This is a genomic window from Sorangium sp. So ce1036, assembly GCF_051369805.1.
GTDB lineage: Bacteria > Myxococcota_A > Polyangia > Polyangiales > Polyangiaceae > Sorangium > Sorangium cellulosum_F.
This window is the reverse complement of record NZ_JBBMOX010000001.1, coordinates 1858511-1873837: the sequence shown is the minus strand read 5'-3', so window position 1 is coordinate 1873837 and position 15327 is coordinate 1858511. Positions and strand designations below refer to the sequence as shown.

Annotated in this window: 15 protein-coding genes; all 15 read left to right on the top strand. The window is 72.1% G+C overall.

Annotated features, from left to right (window positions below; translation table 11 throughout):
* Nucleotides 1-154 precede the first annotated feature (154 nt).
* The 15 genes from aroA to WMF31_RS06935 all read left to right on the top strand — a co-directional run bounded on the left by aroA (nucleotide 155) and on the right by WMF31_RS06935 (nucleotide 15170).
* Nucleotides 155-1519, top strand: coding sequence for a 3-phosphoshikimate 1-carboxyvinyltransferase (gene aroA, locus WMF31_RS07005; RefSeq protein ID WP_436601177.1), 1365 nt, complete (start codon nucleotides 155-157; stop codon nucleotides 1517-1519).
* A 16-nt stretch (nucleotides 1520-1535) separates the two neighbouring features.
* On the top strand, nucleotides 1536-2360 hold the full coding sequence (gene cmk / locus WMF31_RS07000) for a (d)CMP kinase (protein WP_436601176.1): 825 nt from the start codon (nucleotides 1536-1538) through the stop codon (nucleotides 2358-2360).
* The gene (locus tag WMF31_RS06995) at nucleotides 2344-3312 is read left to right on the top strand and encodes a hypothetical protein (protein WP_436601175.1); all 969 of its coding nucleotides are present in this window, start codon (nucleotides 2344-2346) and stop codon (nucleotides 3310-3312) included. The genes cmk and WMF31_RS06995 overlap by 17 nt, the downstream gene beginning before the upstream one ends.
* 7 nt (nucleotides 3313-3319) lie before the next feature.
* Nucleotides 3320-4429: a hypothetical protein gene (locus WMF31_RS06990; RefSeq protein WP_436601174.1), complete on the top strand. Its 1110-nt coding sequence runs from the start codon at nucleotides 3320-3322 to the stop codon at nucleotides 4427-4429.
* 264 nt (nucleotides 4430-4693) lie between these two features.
* Nucleotides 4694-6427 (top strand): 30S ribosomal protein S1, encoded by a 1734-nt coding sequence (locus WMF31_RS06985; protein WP_129352505.1) that lies wholly within the window; start codon nucleotides 4694-4696, stop codon nucleotides 6425-6427.
* A 181-nt stretch (nucleotides 6428-6608) separates the two neighbouring features.
* The gene (locus WMF31_RS06980) at nucleotides 6609-7154 is read left to right on the top strand and encodes a hypothetical protein (protein WP_436601173.1); all 546 of its coding nucleotides are present in this window, start codon (nucleotides 6609-6611) and stop codon (nucleotides 7152-7154) included.
* Nucleotides 7155-7238: 84 nt separating this feature from the next.
* Nucleotides 7239-7793: an HIT family protein gene (locus WMF31_RS06975; RefSeq protein WP_436601172.1), complete on the top strand. Its 555-nt coding sequence runs from the start codon at nucleotides 7239-7241 to the stop codon at nucleotides 7791-7793.
* A complete protein-coding gene (locus WMF31_RS06970) occupies nucleotides 7790-9247 on the top strand; it encodes an AI-2E family transporter (protein WP_436601171.1) in 1458 nt (485 codons plus the stop codon). Before WMF31_RS06975 ends, WMF31_RS06970 begins: the two co-directional genes overlap by 4 nt.
* 195 nt (nucleotides 9248-9442) lie before the next feature.
* Nucleotides 9443-10387, top strand: a complete 945-nt coding sequence (locus WMF31_RS06965; RefSeq protein ID WP_436601170.1) for a hypothetical protein — start codon at nucleotides 9443-9445, stop codon at nucleotides 10385-10387.
* Between the two features lie 95 nt (nucleotides 10388-10482).
* Entirely contained in the window at nucleotides 10483-11424 is a 942-nt protein-coding gene (locus WMF31_RS06960) for a hypothetical protein (protein WP_436601169.1), read from the top strand.
* Between the two features lie 101 nt (nucleotides 11425-11525).
* Nucleotides 11526-11951, top strand: coding sequence for an HIT family protein (locus WMF31_RS06955; protein WP_436601168.1), 426 nt, complete (start codon nucleotides 11526-11528; stop codon nucleotides 11949-11951).
* A 210-nt stretch (nucleotides 11952-12161) separates the two neighbouring features.
* Complete coding sequence (locus tag WMF31_RS06950; RefSeq protein WP_436601167.1) at nucleotides 12162-12506, top strand: hypothetical protein; 345 nt, start codon at nucleotides 12162-12164, stop codon at nucleotides 12504-12506.
* A gap of 108 nt (nucleotides 12507-12614) precedes the next feature.
* Nucleotides 12615-13283 carry a carbonic anhydrase gene (locus WMF31_RS06945; protein ID WP_129352521.1) on the top strand — a complete coding sequence of 223 codons (669 nt, stop codon included), beginning with the start codon at nucleotides 12615-12617 and terminating at the stop codon, nucleotides 13281-13283.
* 53 nt (nucleotides 13284-13336) lie between these two features.
* A complete protein-coding gene (locus WMF31_RS06940) occupies nucleotides 13337-14968 on the top strand; it encodes a SulP family inorganic anion transporter (protein ID WP_436601166.1) in 1632 nt (543 codons plus the stop codon).
* Between the two features lie 31 nt (nucleotides 14969-14999).
* On the top strand, nucleotides 15000-15170 hold the full coding sequence (locus WMF31_RS06935; protein WP_436601165.1) for a hypothetical protein: 171 nt from the start codon (nucleotides 15000-15002) through the stop codon (nucleotides 15168-15170).
* Nucleotides 15171-15327: the final 157 nt, after the last annotated feature.

Below are 15327 nucleotides of genomic sequence, written 5' to 3'. Positions count from 1 at the left end.
CTGACCGCGGCGCCCCGGGCGGAACCGGGGCCGCGGCACCCCGACCGGAACCGGACCGCCACCCGGAACCGGGTTGCGGCGCCCCCTCTCCCGCCGTTGCGCCCCGCCCCGTTCGTTGTGCCCGCACCGCCGTCGTTCTGCTACACGGCAGCGCGTGCCCGATCTGATCGTCCACCCCGCGGAGCGGCCGCTCATCGGGAGCGTGCCGGTCCCCGCCGACAAGAGCATCGCCCACCGGGCGCTCCTCCTCGCCGGGCTCGCCACCGGGCGGAGCCGCATCCGGTGCGGGGCGCTGGGCGGCGATCACCGCTCGACCCTGGACGCGCTGCGCGCCCTGGGCGTCCGCGTCGAGGAGCCCTCGCCCGGCGAGCTCATCATCGAGGGCGCCGGGCTGAACGGCCTCGGCGCACCGGACGGCCCCATCGACTGCGGCGGCTCGGGCGCCACGATGCGGCTCCTGGCGGGCGTCCTCGTCGCCCAGCGCTTCGCGACGCGGCTCGTCGGCGGCGCGTCGCTCTCGCGCCGGCCCATGGAGCGCGTGGCGAAGCCGCTGCGGCTCCGCGGCGGGCGGATCGAGGGGAAGCTCGACCCGCGCAAGATCGGCGAGATCACGGCGCCGCTCGAGATCGGGCCGCTCCCCGCGCCGCACGTGCTCTCGTCGATCGAGTACGAGCTGCCGGTCCCGTGCGACCAGGTGAAGAGCGCCCTCTTGCTCTCCGGCCTCTACGCCGACGGCCCCACGTTCGTTCGCGAGCCGATCGTCTCGCGCGACCACACCGAGCGCATGCTCACGGCGCTCGGCGCGCCCGTCGACTCGGTGGGCGCCGTGGTCCGCCTCGACGCGGCCCGCTTCTCGGGCGCGCTCCCGGCGTTCGACGTCGACGTGCCCGGCGATCTCTCCGCGGCCGCGTTCCTCGTCGCGGCCGCGCAGATCGTGCCAGGCAGCCGCGTGACGGCGCGGCGCGTGGGCCTCAACCCGACGCGCGCCGGCCTGCTCGAGGTGCTGCGCGACATGGACAGCGGCGTCGCCGTCGAGATCAAGGGCGACGCCCTCGGCGAGCCCACCGGCGACCTCCACGCCGCCTCCGCCGCCCCGCGCGGCGGGCGCGTCGGCGGCGAGCTCGCGTCGCGCGCCATCGACGAGCTGCCGATCCTGCTCGGGCTCGGCGCGCGGGCGCGCGGCGTCACCGAGGTGCTCGACGCCGGGGCGCTGCGCGCGCACGAGGCCGACCGGATCGCGGCGATGGCGTCGGTGCTGGGCGCCTTCGGCCTGCGCTGCGAGGAGCGGCCCGACGGGCTGCTCGTCGAGGGCAGGCCCGACCGGCCACTCGACGCGGCGGACGTCGACAGCCGCGGAGATCATCGCGTCGCCATGACGGCCGCGGTGCTCGGGCTCGCCGGGAGCGGGCCCACGCGCGTGCGCGACGCGGGCTGCATCGCGACGAGCTTTCCTCTCTTCGTCGGGACGTTGCGCGCCCTCGGCGCGCGCATCGACGTCGAGAGCGCCGCGGCGGCGTGAGCGAGGAGGATCGCAGGTGACGGAACGGCAAGGACACGACGGCGCGCGCCGCCTCACGGCGCACGGCGAGCTGCGGCGGCTCCGCGTCGCCATCGACGGGCCGGCCGGCGCCGGCAAGGGCACCGTGGCGCGGGGCCTCGCCGAGCGGCTCGGCTACCTCCTCGTCGACACGGGCGCGCTCTACCGCGCCGTCGCGCTCGCCGTGCAGCGCGCGGGGTTCTCGTGGGACGACAGCGGCGCGATCGGCGCGCTCGCCGAGGAGCTCGCGCGCGGCGGGCGCATCGCGCTGGAGCGGGGCGCGGCGGGCGCGGCGCCCGACTCCACGGAAGCCGCGCAATCCGCTCCGGGCAGCGGCCCGGCCTCCACGAGCCTGCTAGGGGGCAGCGGCCTCAGGGTGCTGCTCGACGGCGAGGACGTCTCCAGCGCGATCCGCGCGCCGCAGGTCAGCCTCGGGGCGAGCCGCGTCTCCGCCGTCCCCGCGGTCCGGCAGGCGCTGCTCGCGATGCAGCGGCAGGCCGGCGCCGAGGGCGGGGTCGTGCTCGAGGGGCGCGACATCGGCACCGTGGTGTTCCCCGACGCGGAGGTGAAGTTCTTCCTCACGGCGCCGGCCGAGATCCGCGCGAAGCGGCGGTACGACGAGCTCGTCGCGCGCGGCATGTCCGTCAGCTTCGAGGCGACGCTCTCCGACGTGCTCCGCCGCGACAAGGCCGACAGCGAGCGCGCCGTCGCGCCGCTCCGCAAGGCCGACGACGCGATCCTGGTGGACTCCGGCCACAGGAGCCCGCAGGAGATCATCGACGAGATGGCGCGCGTCGTGGAGACCCGTGCGCGGGGCGGCTGATCGTCGCGCCGCCGCGGCCTCCGCCGCCGCCCTGCTCGCGCTCTCGCTCGCGCTCCCGGCCTGCGGGGGCGCCGCGCCGCCGCGCGCCGGCGAGGGCGCGCGCGGCGCGGAGAGCGAAGCCGGCGCGCGGATCGTCCCGCGGATCGAGCCAGCCGATCTCCTGCCGGCCGATCTCGACCTCGTGGTGCGCGTCGACGTCGCCCGCATGCGCGTCGGCCTGGGCCAGGCCGCCGCGGACGAGCTCGCGCGGCGCGCGCTGGACGACCTCCCCGACGAGGCGCTGAAGGGCGCGCTCCGGCGCGCCGACGTCGCCTGGCTCGGCCTGCGGCTCGCCGATCTCGAGGAGGGCGACCGCGTGGTCGTCCTCGAGGGCCGCATGGCCGGGCTCGCGCCCGATCCCGGGCGCTGGGAGGAGGCGCGGGCGAGGCTGGGCGGCGTGTCCATCTTCGACCGCCGCGGCGCGGCCGCCCTCCCGCGCGCGGACGTCGCGCGGATCATCGCGCTCGGCGATCGCGCCGTGGCGCTCGTGTCCGCGGTCGAGGTGAGCAGCGTCGCGCGCGTCCTCCGCGACGGCCCCGACGAGCGCCGCGGCGACCCGGCCGCCGAGGGGCTCGTGAGCGTCGACCTGCGCGGGCGCCGGCTGCCTCCCCACCTCGCGCGGCGCTTCCCCTCGCTCGGCGCGCTCGTCGCCGGCGTGGAGCGTGTGCGCGCCGTGGCGTCCCTCCACGACGAGGGGGTGCGCATCGACGCGGAGATCGTCGGGGTGGAGGCGGCCGCCGCCGAGCGCGCGCGCCGGTTCCTCGAGGTGCTCCGCGACAACGTCGAGGATGTGCGTTACGCAGATCTCATGAAGGCGCTCTCGATCGAGCAGGTGGAGCGCACCGTGCGGCTCCGCTGGCTGTTCCCCGCGCCCGTCGTGCTTGCCCTGCTCTCCCGGCGCGCGCCCGGCTGAACCGACGATGTCCGACACCCTGATCGACCCCGTCCGACCGACCGTGATCGACGACACCGCCTCCGCGCCGGCGCCCGGGGGCGACGCCGCGGAGGCGGGCCCTGGAGCGCCCGGCGGCCGCGCCCCCGGCTCCCCGGCGCGCCCCGGGCGGGGCGCGTATCTCCTGGCAGCGCTCGCGTGCCTCGTCACGCTCGCGGGCGCCGCGCTCGCCGTTTACTTCTTCTTCTGGCGCTACGAGCCGACGGCCCGGCGCCACATCCCGGGCGACGCGAACATCGTCGTCCGCCTCGAGGCCGCGGAGCTCGCGCTCTTCGGCCCCGTGCGCCAGCACTTCTTGCCGCTGCTCGACGAGGCGCCCTCCGGCGCGCCGCGCAGGGCGCGCGTCGAGGCGGCCACCGGCCTCGATTTCCCCGCGGACCTGCGCGAGATCGTGATCGCCTCGACCGACGCCACGAGCTGGGTCGCGCTCGCGGGCGGGCGCATCCCGAAGGGGCGGTTCGTCACCGGCATGGAGAAGATCGCCCGCGAGGAGGGCTGGCTCGGCTGGCGGCGCGAGGGCGATCTCCTCGTCGGCCCGCGCGCCGCGATCGGCCAGGCGGAGGACGGCACGCTCGTCCTCGGCACGGACGTCGAGATCGTGAACGCCGCGCTGCCCGCGTCGGACGAGTGGCAGCGCCTCGGCCTGCCCGAGCAGGGCGCGATCACCTTCGCGCTCACCGGCGCCGCGTGGTCCGGCGCCGCCGGCGCGATCAGCGCCGCGCTGCCGCGCGCCGCGGCGCTGTTCCGTCGCATCGATCACGGCGCGGGCACCTTGACCCTCGGCGCCGACCCCACGCTCGTCTTCCGCATCGCGCCCGCGTCGGGCGAGGCCGCGGCGGCGCTGGCCTCCGATGCGCAGGCGCTGCTCGGCAACCTCAAGCTCACCCTCGCCGTGGTCCCCGACGTCGCCGGCATGAAGGCCGCGCTCGAGGGGGCCCAGGCCGTGGCGCGCGGCGACCGCGTGGAGATCCACACGAAATGGCCTCACGAGGACCTGGATCGCGCCTGCGCGGAGCTCGCGCAGCGGGCCCGCGCCGCGCGCGACGCCGCGCCCGGAGCGCCCGGCCCCGGGTGGTGAGGGCGCACGGGGCAGGCCCCTGATCGCTGTGCGGCTTTGGGCCAGCGGCCTCATCGTTTCTCGCGAAAATGACAAAAACCGCTGGTGGCTCGGTCGTTGCATTGACAGAGGCACCTCCTCAGACTACAGGCTCGCCTCTCCCGAGGGGCCGGGTGTAGGGTACGCGTGCGCCCGCTCCTCCGTCGCTCGTGCGTGGCACCAGGGTCCACGCCTACGCCCGCAGCGGCGAATCCCAGGGAAGGAAAGGAACCAAGAACGAACAACATGACTAGCAACATCATCACGGAGGCAGGCTCGTCCGGGGCGAGCATGGAGAGCTTTGCCGCGCTCTTCGAACAGAGCGTGGAGGGGGGCGATTTCGCGCGTGAAGGAGAGATCATCTCCGGCACCGTGGTCGCAGTGAACCGCGACTCCGTCGTGGTCGACATCGGCGGCAAGAGCGAAGGCGTCATCGCGCTCCGCGAGTTCGCGGACGCCGCGGGCCAGAGCACGGTGAAGGCGGGCGACAAGGTCGACGTCTACATCGAGAGCCGCGAGAACGACGACGGCCTCGTCACCTTGTCGAAGGAGAAGGCCGACAAGATGAAGGTCTGGGATGAGATCTCGAACGCCTGCGAGGCGGACGAGCTCATCGAGGGCACGATCAGCCAGCGCGTGAAGGGCGGCCTCTCGGTCACCATCCGCGGCGGCGTGAAGGCCTTCCTCCCGGGCTCTCAGGTCGATCTTCGCCCGATCCGCAACTTGGACAAGCTGATCGGCCAGACCTACAAGTTCAAGGTCATCAAGTTCAACAAGAAGCGCGGCAACATCGTGCTCTCGCGGCGCGTGCTCCTCGAGCGCGAGCGCGACGAGATGAAGGCCAAGACGCTCGAGACGTTGACCGAGGGGATGACCGTCAAGGGCACCATCAAGAACATCACCGAGTACGGCGCCTTCGTCGACCTCGGCGGCATCGACGGCCTCCTGCACATCACGGACATGTCGTGGGGCCGCGTGAACCACCCGAGCGAGGTGTTCCAGGTCGGCGACGAGGTCCTCGTGAAGGTCCTCAAGTACAACGCCGACACCGAGCGCGTGTCGCTGGGCCTCAAGCAGACCCAGGAGGACCCCTGGAACCACGCCGAGGAGGCGTACCCCGCGGGCAAGAAGGTCCGCGGCAAGGTCATGTCGATCACCGACTACGGCGCGTTCGTCGAGCTGGAGCCGGGCGTCGAGGGCCTCATCCACGTGAGCGAGATGAGCTGGACCAAGAAGGTCAAGCACCCGTCGAAGCTCCTCGAGGTCGGCCAGGAGCTCGAGTGCCAGGTGCTCGAGGTCGACGCGCGCGCGAAGCGCATCAGCCTCGGCCTCAAGCAGCTCGAGCCGGATCCGTGGATGCTCTTCACGGACAAGTACCACCCCGGCGACAAGATCGCGGGCAAGGTCCGGTCGCTCACCGACTACGGCGTCTTCGTCGGCATCGAGGAGGGCGTCGACGGCATGGTCCACAAGAGCGATCTCTCGTGGTCGGTGCGCGTCAACAACCCGAGCGACCTCTACCACAAGGGCGACGACGTCGAGGCGATCATCCTCTCGATCAACCACGACGAGAAGAAGGTCTCCCTCGGCATCAAGCAGCTCTGGGACGACCCGTGGCCGACCATGCTGCAGGAGTACCCGCCCGGCCGCGTGCTCGAGGACGCCCAGGTGGTGAGCATCGTCGACTACGGCGTGTTCGTGCGGCTGCGCGAGGGCGTCGAGGGCCTCATCTCGCAGAGCGACGTGCAGGAGCCCGAGGACGGCAAGCTCAAGGTCGGCGACAAGGTCCGCGCCGAGATCTCGTCGCTCGACACGGTCGATCGCCGGCTCTTCCTGACGATGAAGAACATCGGCATGGAGCGCCCCGCGCCGGTCCAGCGCCAGCAGCAGAAGCGCAAGGACGACGACGAGAAGCCGGTGGCCGGGACGATCGGCGATCTCATCAAGGAGAAGCTCGGCGGCAAGCTCGACCTGAAGTGACGCGCTCGGCGTGCGCGCGCCGCCACGGCGCGCCGCGCGCCGCGCGTCAGGTACGGCGGGCTGAAAGCGCCCCCGGTGCCGCTCGGCTCGCCGTGTGGACCCGATGAAGCGAGCGAGAGGCGAGGCTCTTCCCAGGGCCTCGCCTCTTGCTTTTTCCGACATGCCGCGGACGATGCTCCCGATGAGAGGCCCCCTCGCGCGCGCTGCCGTCGCGGCGCCAGTCCTCGCTGCGGTGGTCCTCGCCGCGTCGCCCGCCCGGGCCGAGGCCCCCCTGCCCGCGGCGGCGCTGCCCCTCGCCCCCGCCGCGCCGCTCGCGCCGCCCCCTGCGCCGCTCGCGCCGCCCCTCGCGCCGTCCCCTGCGCCGCTCGCGCCGCCCCTCGTGTCGCCTGCGTCGGCCGCGCCGCCCCCCGTGCAATCCACGTCACAGGCGCTGACGCGCGATCCCGATCCGTGGTTCGGCCCGGACAAGGCGCTCCATTTCTGCGCGTCGGCCGCCCTGGCCGGCGGCGGGTACGCGCTCGGCGCGCTGGCGACCGAGGACGTCGCGAGCCGGCTCGCGGCGGGCGCCGTGCTCGCGCTCGGCGCGGGCCTGGCCAAGGAGGCCCTCGACGCGGCCGGGGCTGGCACCCCCTCGTGGCGCGACCTCGCCTGGGACGCGCTCGGCGCCTCGGTCGGGCTTGGCCTCTCGGTCTGGTTCGATCTGGCGGTGATGCCCGTCTCGTTTTGAGGCCCGCGGCGGGGGCCGCGGCGCGACAGCGAAAGAGGCGCGGTGGTCCCGCGCGCGCGGTCGCCGTGCTAGCGTCTCCGCGAGATGGGCAATCCGCTGTGGGCGCCCTGGCGCATCGAGTACATCCTTGCGCCGAAGGGCCGGGCCGACTGCATCTTCTGCGGCATCCCCCGCGCCTCCGAGCAAGAACAGCGCTCCCGGCTGGTCGTGGCAACGACCCGCCGCGCGTTCGTCATGCTCAACCGCTACCCGTTCGCGTCGGGGCACCTCCTCGTCGTCCCGCACGCGCACGTCGCCTCGCTCGACGCGCTCGACGCCGAGGACCACGAGGCCCTCTTCCGCCTCGTGCGCGAGTCGGCGACCCGCCTGCGCGCCGCCGTGAAGTGCGAGGGCATGAACGTCGGGATCAACCTCGGCACGGCCGCGGGCGCCGGCATCGCCGAGCACCTGCACGTGCACATCGTCCCGCGCTGGTCCGGCGACACGAACTTCATGCCGGTGCTCGCCGACGTCCGCGTCGTCCCGCAGGCGCTCGAGGCGACGCGCGATCACCTGCTCAGCTTCTTCGCCGATCTCCCCGTCGCGCGCATCGACGGGGACCACGGATCGGGGCCGGCCGCGCGCGGCGGGGTGCCGTGAGCGAGGGCCCCGCGCGCCGCACCGTGTTCCTGACGATCAGCGCCGTCCTGACGGTGGCGTTGCTCGTCGTCTCCCACGCGGTGCTGCTCCCCTTCGTGCTCGCGCTCGTCGTCGCGTACGTGCTCACGCCGGCGGTCCTCCGGATCGAGCGCGCGCGCGTCCCGCGGTGGGCGGCGATCCTCATCGTGTACGCCCTCGCGATCTCCGGGGTCGCGGGCTTCGTCGCCGTCAGCGTCCCGCGGCTCATCGCCGAGGGGAAGGCGCTCACCGTCGAGGCGCCGCGCCTCGCCGCGCGCTTCCGTGAGGAGTACCTCCCCGCGCTCGACGCGCGGCTCCGCCGCTGGTCGGGCCGGGATCTCGCGCCGCCGCTCTCCGCGGCGCCCGGGGTCGACCCGGCCCAGGCGCCCGACGAGATCGCCGCGCCGCCCCCCCGCGCCGCCGCCCCGGAGGAGAGCCGCGAGGGCCGCCCGCCGGTCCGCATCACGCCGCGGCCGGACGGCTCCTTCGACGTGCGGGTCGCCGACGACGTCGAGATCCGGGAGACCGGCGACGGCGTCTGGCAGATCACGCAGGGGCGCCCGTCGCACCCGCTCTCCAGCGCGAACATGCTGCAGGAGGGGTTCGAGAAGGCGGCCGACTACCTGCGGGAGAACTCGCTCACGGTCCTCAGGATCGGGCAGGCCATCGCGACCGCCATCTCGCGCGGCATCTTCAACCTCTTCATGACGTTGATGCTCGCCGGGTACCTGATCCTGACGCACGAGAAGATCCTCCGCTTCTTCCGCGAGCTCTGGCACCCGAGCTCGCGCGACTCGTTCGATCGCTTCCTCCGCCGGCTCGACCGGGGGCTGTCCGGGGTCGTCCGCGGGCAGCTCCTCATCTGCCTCGTGAACGGCGTGCTCTCGGCCATTGGCTTCTGGCTGTTCGATCTCAAGTACTGGCCGATCCTGTCGATCGTCGCGGGCGTGATGTCGCTGATCCCGATCTTCGGCTCGATCCTGAGCTCGATCCCGGCGGTCGTCATCGGCCTCACGCAGTCGTTCGGCACGTCGGTGGGCGTGCTCGCGTGGATCGTCGGGATCCACCAGCTCGAGGCGAACTTCCTGAACCCGAAGATCATCGGCGACGCGGCGAAGATCCACCCGGTCCTCGTGGTGCTCGCGCTCCTCATTGGCGAGCACTTCTTCCAGATCACGGGCGCGCTCTTCGCGGTCCCGTGCCTGTCGATCGCGCAGACGGTCTTCCTCCACTTCCGCGAGTCCACGCTCGGCCTCGCCGACCCGACGGCCTCCGTCCCCCCGCAGCGCGGCTCGCCGTTCCCCCCGCCGATCGAGCCCCTGCCCCCGCTGCGCGGCTTCGAGGCGGTCCGCCCGGCGGCCACGCCGGTGCCCGCCTCGGGGGCCGAGGACGACGCCGGGGCGCGCGCGCGCGACCCCGACACCGCCGCGGGCTAACGCCGCCCGGGCGCGCCCCTGATCCGCCCCCGCAGGCCCCTGGAGCGCGGGTTTGCCGCGCGCGAGGGGTGGATGAGCCTGGGCGACGCCGCGCTGCCCCGGCCGGCGCCCGCCGGGCGTGCTGGCCGCTCCCGCGCAGGCCAGCTATGAGAGCCCGCCCCCCGCGGGAGCGGGAACGCCAGATCCACGACCCCGATGAAGACCCCAGGCAAACCCAATCCGAAGAAGCAGAGCCCCAAGCAACAGCGCGAGCAGGCCATCGCGGCGCTCCGCGGAAAGCCGCCGGCCGATCCCCTCGCTCAGCTGAACCCCCGCTCGCTCGCCCTCCGCGTCGGCATCCCGGCGCTCATCATCTGGGCGATCGCCCTGGCCATCCCCGGGATCTGGCCGAAGGTCGTCGCCGGCGTCCTGACGGTCGTCGTCGCGGGCGTCCTGCTCTGGGCGATGCGCTTCGCGAACCGGACGCGCGCCGTCGCGAAGATCGTGCACACGGCCGACACCGCCGAGGCCCGCAAGGACGCGATCGCCAAGCTCGACACGGAGTTCAAGAAGGACGACGCGGCCGCGACCTTCGCGAAGGCGCAGCTCCAGATGCAGGAGGATCCGCGGGCCGCGCTCCGGACGCTGGAGACCATCAACCTCGACAAGGTGATGGCGCCGATGGCCGACGAGGCGCGCGCGCAGCGCGGGATGATCCACCTCATCCTGAGCGAGACGGACGAGGCGCGGGCGCTCGTCGACAAGATCGACATGACCCGCCACAAGGAGCCGCGGATCCGCGCCATGATGGCGGCCATCGTCGGCGAGGCGTGGGCCCGGACCGGCCAGGCCACGAAGGCGGTCGAGCTGCTCGAGACGTTCGATCCGAACGACGAGGCCTACACCGACCTCAAGCCGCAGCTGCTCCGCGCGCGGGCGTTCGCCTACGCGTGGTCGAACAACACGAAGCAGATGAAGAGCACGCTGCGGAGCCTGAGCTCGCTGAACCCGCAGTACCTGAGCGGCTTCGTCACGAAGAAGAAGAGCCCGATGGGCGTCCCGCCGCGCGGCGTCCACCCGATGCTCGAGAAGGAGGCGTTCGAGATGCTCATGCGCTCCGGCGCCATCCCCCGCAAGATGCAGCAGATGAAGCGCGGCTGAGCGGCGGCCGGGCGAGGCCAGCGTCGGCGCGCTGGCCGGTCGGGCGCGCGGCCCCTTGACGAGGGGCGCGGAGCGCAGCTCAACTGCGCGCCCCGATGAGAGCGACCGCGCTGATTTACAGCTCGCACAGCCGCTGCAACGTCATCCACAACGACCTCATCGTGCAGCGCGCCCTGCACGGTCGGGACAACAAGCGCATCCTGTTCCTGCCCATGTCGGAGACGCCGCGCGACGGCGACGAGCGCCCGCGGCAGGAGTTCTCGTACGAGAGCTTCCGGTGGTTCTTCCGGTTCTACGAGCGGTTCGGCCTCGAGCACGCGCCGTTCTACTGGACCAGCGACCTGCGCAAGGAGGACGTCGACGTCCTCTGGCGAGCGCTCGCGTCGTCCGAGGTCGTGATCCTCGGCGGCGGCCACAGCACGACGGGGCTCTGGCGCTACAAGGAGCTCGGCGCGCGGTTCGACGGGGAGCCCGGCAAGTTCGGGCGCATCCTGCACGAGCGCCGGAAGCGCGGCCTGCTCACGGTGGGCTTCTCCGCCGGGGCGGATCAGCTCTCCCAGCACCTCTTCCGCCGCGTCTGGGACAGCCCGGGCGACAACGACGGGTTCGGGCTCGCGCGCAACACGCTCGTGACGCTCCACCACGAGCCGAGCCGCAACGGGGATCTCTGGCACGCGGCGAGGCGCTTCCCCGACTGCTTCGTGTTCGGGCTCCCGAACGATTCGGCGATCCAGGTGGACTGGGGTGTGCTCCCGTCCGGCAACATCTGGCAGCTCTACGAGCTCGTCATCGACACCACCTGGGACGAGCCGAGCGACGCGTTCCACGTCAAGACGCGGCAGGGCGCGCTCATCGATCATTTCGACCACCTGGGGCGCCACTGGGCGTTTCACGGCGGCGACCGCGTCGTGCGGATCACATCGCAGGACAACCGCTACGACCGAGCCTGGATGACCGCCGGCGGGCGAATCCTGGACTACTGGACCCGCGAACCGAGCGTCCACACCTCCGTCGAGGACATCCTCGCGAGCCACTGACCTCGCCGGGGCCACGCGGGCTGGCGTGGCGTGCGGCCCGGGCCGCGGGCGGGCAGGCATTGACGTCGGGCACGAGGAGCGACATCGACATCCAGGTCGCCATGGCCACTCACCCCTGCCTCTTCTGCGAGATCGCCCAGGGAAGAACACCGGCGCACGTGGTGCTCGACGAGCCGAGCGTCATGGGATTCCTGGATCATCGTCCGCTATTCCCCGGACACTGCCTGCTCATCCCACGGACGCACCACGAGGTGCTCACCGATCTCCCCGCGGACCTCGTCGGACCGCTCTTCACGACGGCGCAGCGCCTCGCGCGCGCCGTCGAGGCGGCGCTCGCGGCAGACGGCTCCTTCGTCGCGATCAACAACCGCGTGAGTCAGAGCGTCCCCCACCTGCACGTTCATATTGTGCCGCGCCGCCAGAAGGACGGTCTCAAGGGCTTCTTCTGGCCCCGTTACAAATATTCGGGCGAGCAGGAGATGACGAATCTTCGTGACGCCATCGCGACGGCGTTCGCTTCATGTTGAACGCCGTCCCCGTTGCGGTTATTTGGTACGGAGCGGCTGATGTGGCGCGGCCCTCGCGAGGTCGAGGCGTGCACCCCGGCCGCGGCATTTCGCCGCACCGAGTTTTTGTCCGTGGCATCTTGCGACGCATCAACGGCGCTGCCAAGTTAGGGAATAGACTGGGACCCGCCCTGGTTCGCACGGCCGACTGGCGCCCCCCCCCGCTGACCGATGCTAACCCTCCGAGCATTTTTCCCCCGGATCGCGCTGCTGCTGCTGCTGGCCTTCGCGCCGGTTTCGCTCACGCGGGGGAATGCCAGCGTCATCGAATCGATCGAAGCTGATGTTTCGGGGGCGTTTCGCACCGGTTTCAGCGAGATCGACCAGGGCGAGATCAAGCTCTTCCAGCCGTCATTCCGCGACGCAATACGGCGCGCTCGCGCGATACGGGCAGCGGTCACCGCGGGCGAGAAGCATCGGCGATTCACCATCGTCGCCGATCTCAGGCCCACGCGCATCGCATGCCCTGTCCAGCGCCCTCCTGTCCGCCGCCCTCCAGATCGCTTCCTGAATTGAGCGGTCAGCTCCGGTCCGAGGCCGCTCGCTCGGATCGGAGAGGCCGTGAAAGGAGGATCCGAAGGCAATCAACGCGCCGAATCGGCGCGATCGGCAGGAGTGTATCCAATGCAAAAGCTGGTTCAGGGGCTGCACAAGTTTCATAACGAGGTCTGCATCTCGCATCAGGATCTATTTCGCCACCTCGCGAACGGGCAGCACCCCGAGGCGCTGTTCATCACGTGCTCGGACAGCCGCATCAATCCGAACCTCATCACGCAGACGCAGCCGGGCGACCTCTTCATCCTGCGCAACGTCGGCAACATCATCCCCCCCTACGGCGCGGGCAACGGCGGGGAGGCCGCGGCGATCGAGTTTGCCGTCGCGCACCTCGGGATCCAGCACATCATCGTCTGCGGGCACACGCATTGCGGCGCGATGCGCGGGCTGCTCGATCCCGCGGGCCTCGACGATCTGCCGGCGGTCAAGGGGTGGCTCCAGCACGCCGAGGTGACGCGCCGCCTGGTGCAGGAGAATTACCCGGGGGTCGAGGGGCAGGCGCGCCTCACCGTCACCGTCGAGGAGAACGTCCTCGCCCAGATCGAGAACCTCCGGACGCACCCGACGGTCCGGGCGAAGCTCGCGCGCAGCGAGCTCTGCCTCTACGCCTGGGTCTTCAAGATCGAGACCGGGCAGATCTTCCAGTACGAGCACGAGAGCGGGCAGTTCATCCAGATCTGCGAGGCGGCGCCGCCCTCGGCGCTGCCGGCGGCGCCGCGGCTGCGGCGCGTCGTCTGAGCGCCTGACTGGCACGGACCCACAACTTCACTCGGAAGAGAGGACCCGTTCCGATGCAGTCACACGACGTCGCGCACGCAAGTGCCGTATCTGCCCCCCTCGATGCCTCCTCGCGAAGCGCTCAAGGCGCCGCGGCGCGGGAAGCGCCCGCCGGCGCGCCGGCAGGCGAGGGCGCGCCGCCGCTCGACCCCCGCCTCAGCGCGAACCTCAAGTTCGACATCCCCGCCGGCGTGGTCGTCTTCCTCGTCGCGCTGCCCCTGTGCCTGGGCATCGCGCTCGCGTCCGGGGCCCCCCTGCTGTCGGGCGTCATCGCCGGCATCGTGGGCGGCCTCGTCATCCCCCTCGTGAGCCGCGCCGCGCTCAGCGTGAGCGGGCCTGCCGCCGGCCTCGCCGCCATCGTGGTCGCGGGCATCGGCACCCTCAAGAGCCTCGAGGCGTTCGCCCTGGCGGTGGTGATCGGCGGCGCCCTGCAGCTCGCGCTCGGGCTGCTGAGGGCCGGCGCGATCAGCCACTTCTTCCCCTCCTCGGTCATCAAGGGGATGCTGGCCGCCATCGGCGTCCTGCTCATCCTGAAGCAGCTCCCCCACGCCATCGGCTTCGACCAGGACAACTTCGCCTCCGCGTCGTTCCAGACCGAGGGCGGCAACACCTTCACCGTGGTGGTGCAGGCGGTGCAATCGCTCGAGTGGGGCGCGTTCCTCCTCAGCGCCGTCAGCCTGGTCCTGCTCGTCGCCTGGGAGAAGTCGCGCCTCGCGAAGATCTCCTGGCTGCCCGCGCCGCTGGTCGCCGTGCTCGTCGCGACGCTCGGCAACGAGCTGTTCAAGGTGGCGCTCCCGTTCCTCGCCCTGGAGCAGAAGCACCTCGTCTCGCTGCCCACAGGCGGGGCGCAGGGCCTGGTCGACACGCTCCGGCTGCCGGACTGGTCCGCGGTCGCGCGGCCCGAGGTCTGGGTGCTCGGCGTGACCCTGGCGATCGTCGCCAGCCTCGAGACGCTGCTCAACCTCGAGGCCGTCGACCGGATCGATCCTTGGCGGCGCAAGTCGCCCCCGAACCGGGAGCTCGTGGCGCAGGGGATCGGCAACATGCTCTCCGGCCTCGCCGGGGGTCTCCCGGTCACGTCGGTCATCGTCCGGAGCAGCGCCAACGTGAACGCCGGGGCGCGCACGCGGGTCTCCGCCATCGTGCACGGCGCGCTCCTGCTGCTCGCCGTGGTGTTCGCGGGCGCGCTGCTGTCGCACATCCCGCTCGCGTGCCTCGCGACCATCCTGCTCGTGACCGGCTACAAGCTGGCGAAGCCGAAGCTCTTCGCGGAGATGTACAAGCTCGGCCTCAGCCATTTCATCCCGTTCGTGGTGACCATCGTGGCGATCGTGCTGACCGATCTCCTGAAGGGCATCGCCATCGGCCTCGCCGTCGGCGTCTTCTTCGTCCTGAAGGCCAACATGTCCCGGGTGTTCGACGTGATCCACGAGGGGGCGCGCGTGACGATCCGGTTCAACAAGGAGGCCTACTTCTTCACCCAGGGCAAGCTCGTCGCGCTGTTCGATCGGCTGCCGCGCGACGTGCACGTGGTCGTCGACACCCAGGCGGCGTCGTACATCGATCACGACGTGGTGGAGCTCATCCGGCGCTTCCAGCAATCGGCGCCGGAGCGCAACATCAACGTGGAGGTCCGCGGGCTCTGACCCGACGGGCTCCGACCCGAAGGGGGCCAGCTTGCCCCCCCACGCCCGGCAGAGCGTACGCCGGATCCGGCTGCGCCTCATCGAGCCGAGCTCGCGCGCCCGCGAGCTCGGCGGTCGGGCCAACCTGGTGAAGCACCTCCACGCAACAGCGGAGCAGCTTCAGGCGGTGTACGCGCACGCGCTCCAGGGCTCGTCCGCCTGAAGCGGCTCGTCGGTCCGGACGGGCCGCTGCGCAACGAGCTCCGCGAGCGGGTGTTTCCAGCGCACTTCTGTCCAGCACAGCCGGTCGTCCGCCCTCGGCCACCTGGCGACGGGAGGTCTTGAGAGGCGCTCCAAACCTCGCTGGTTGGGATCTTGCA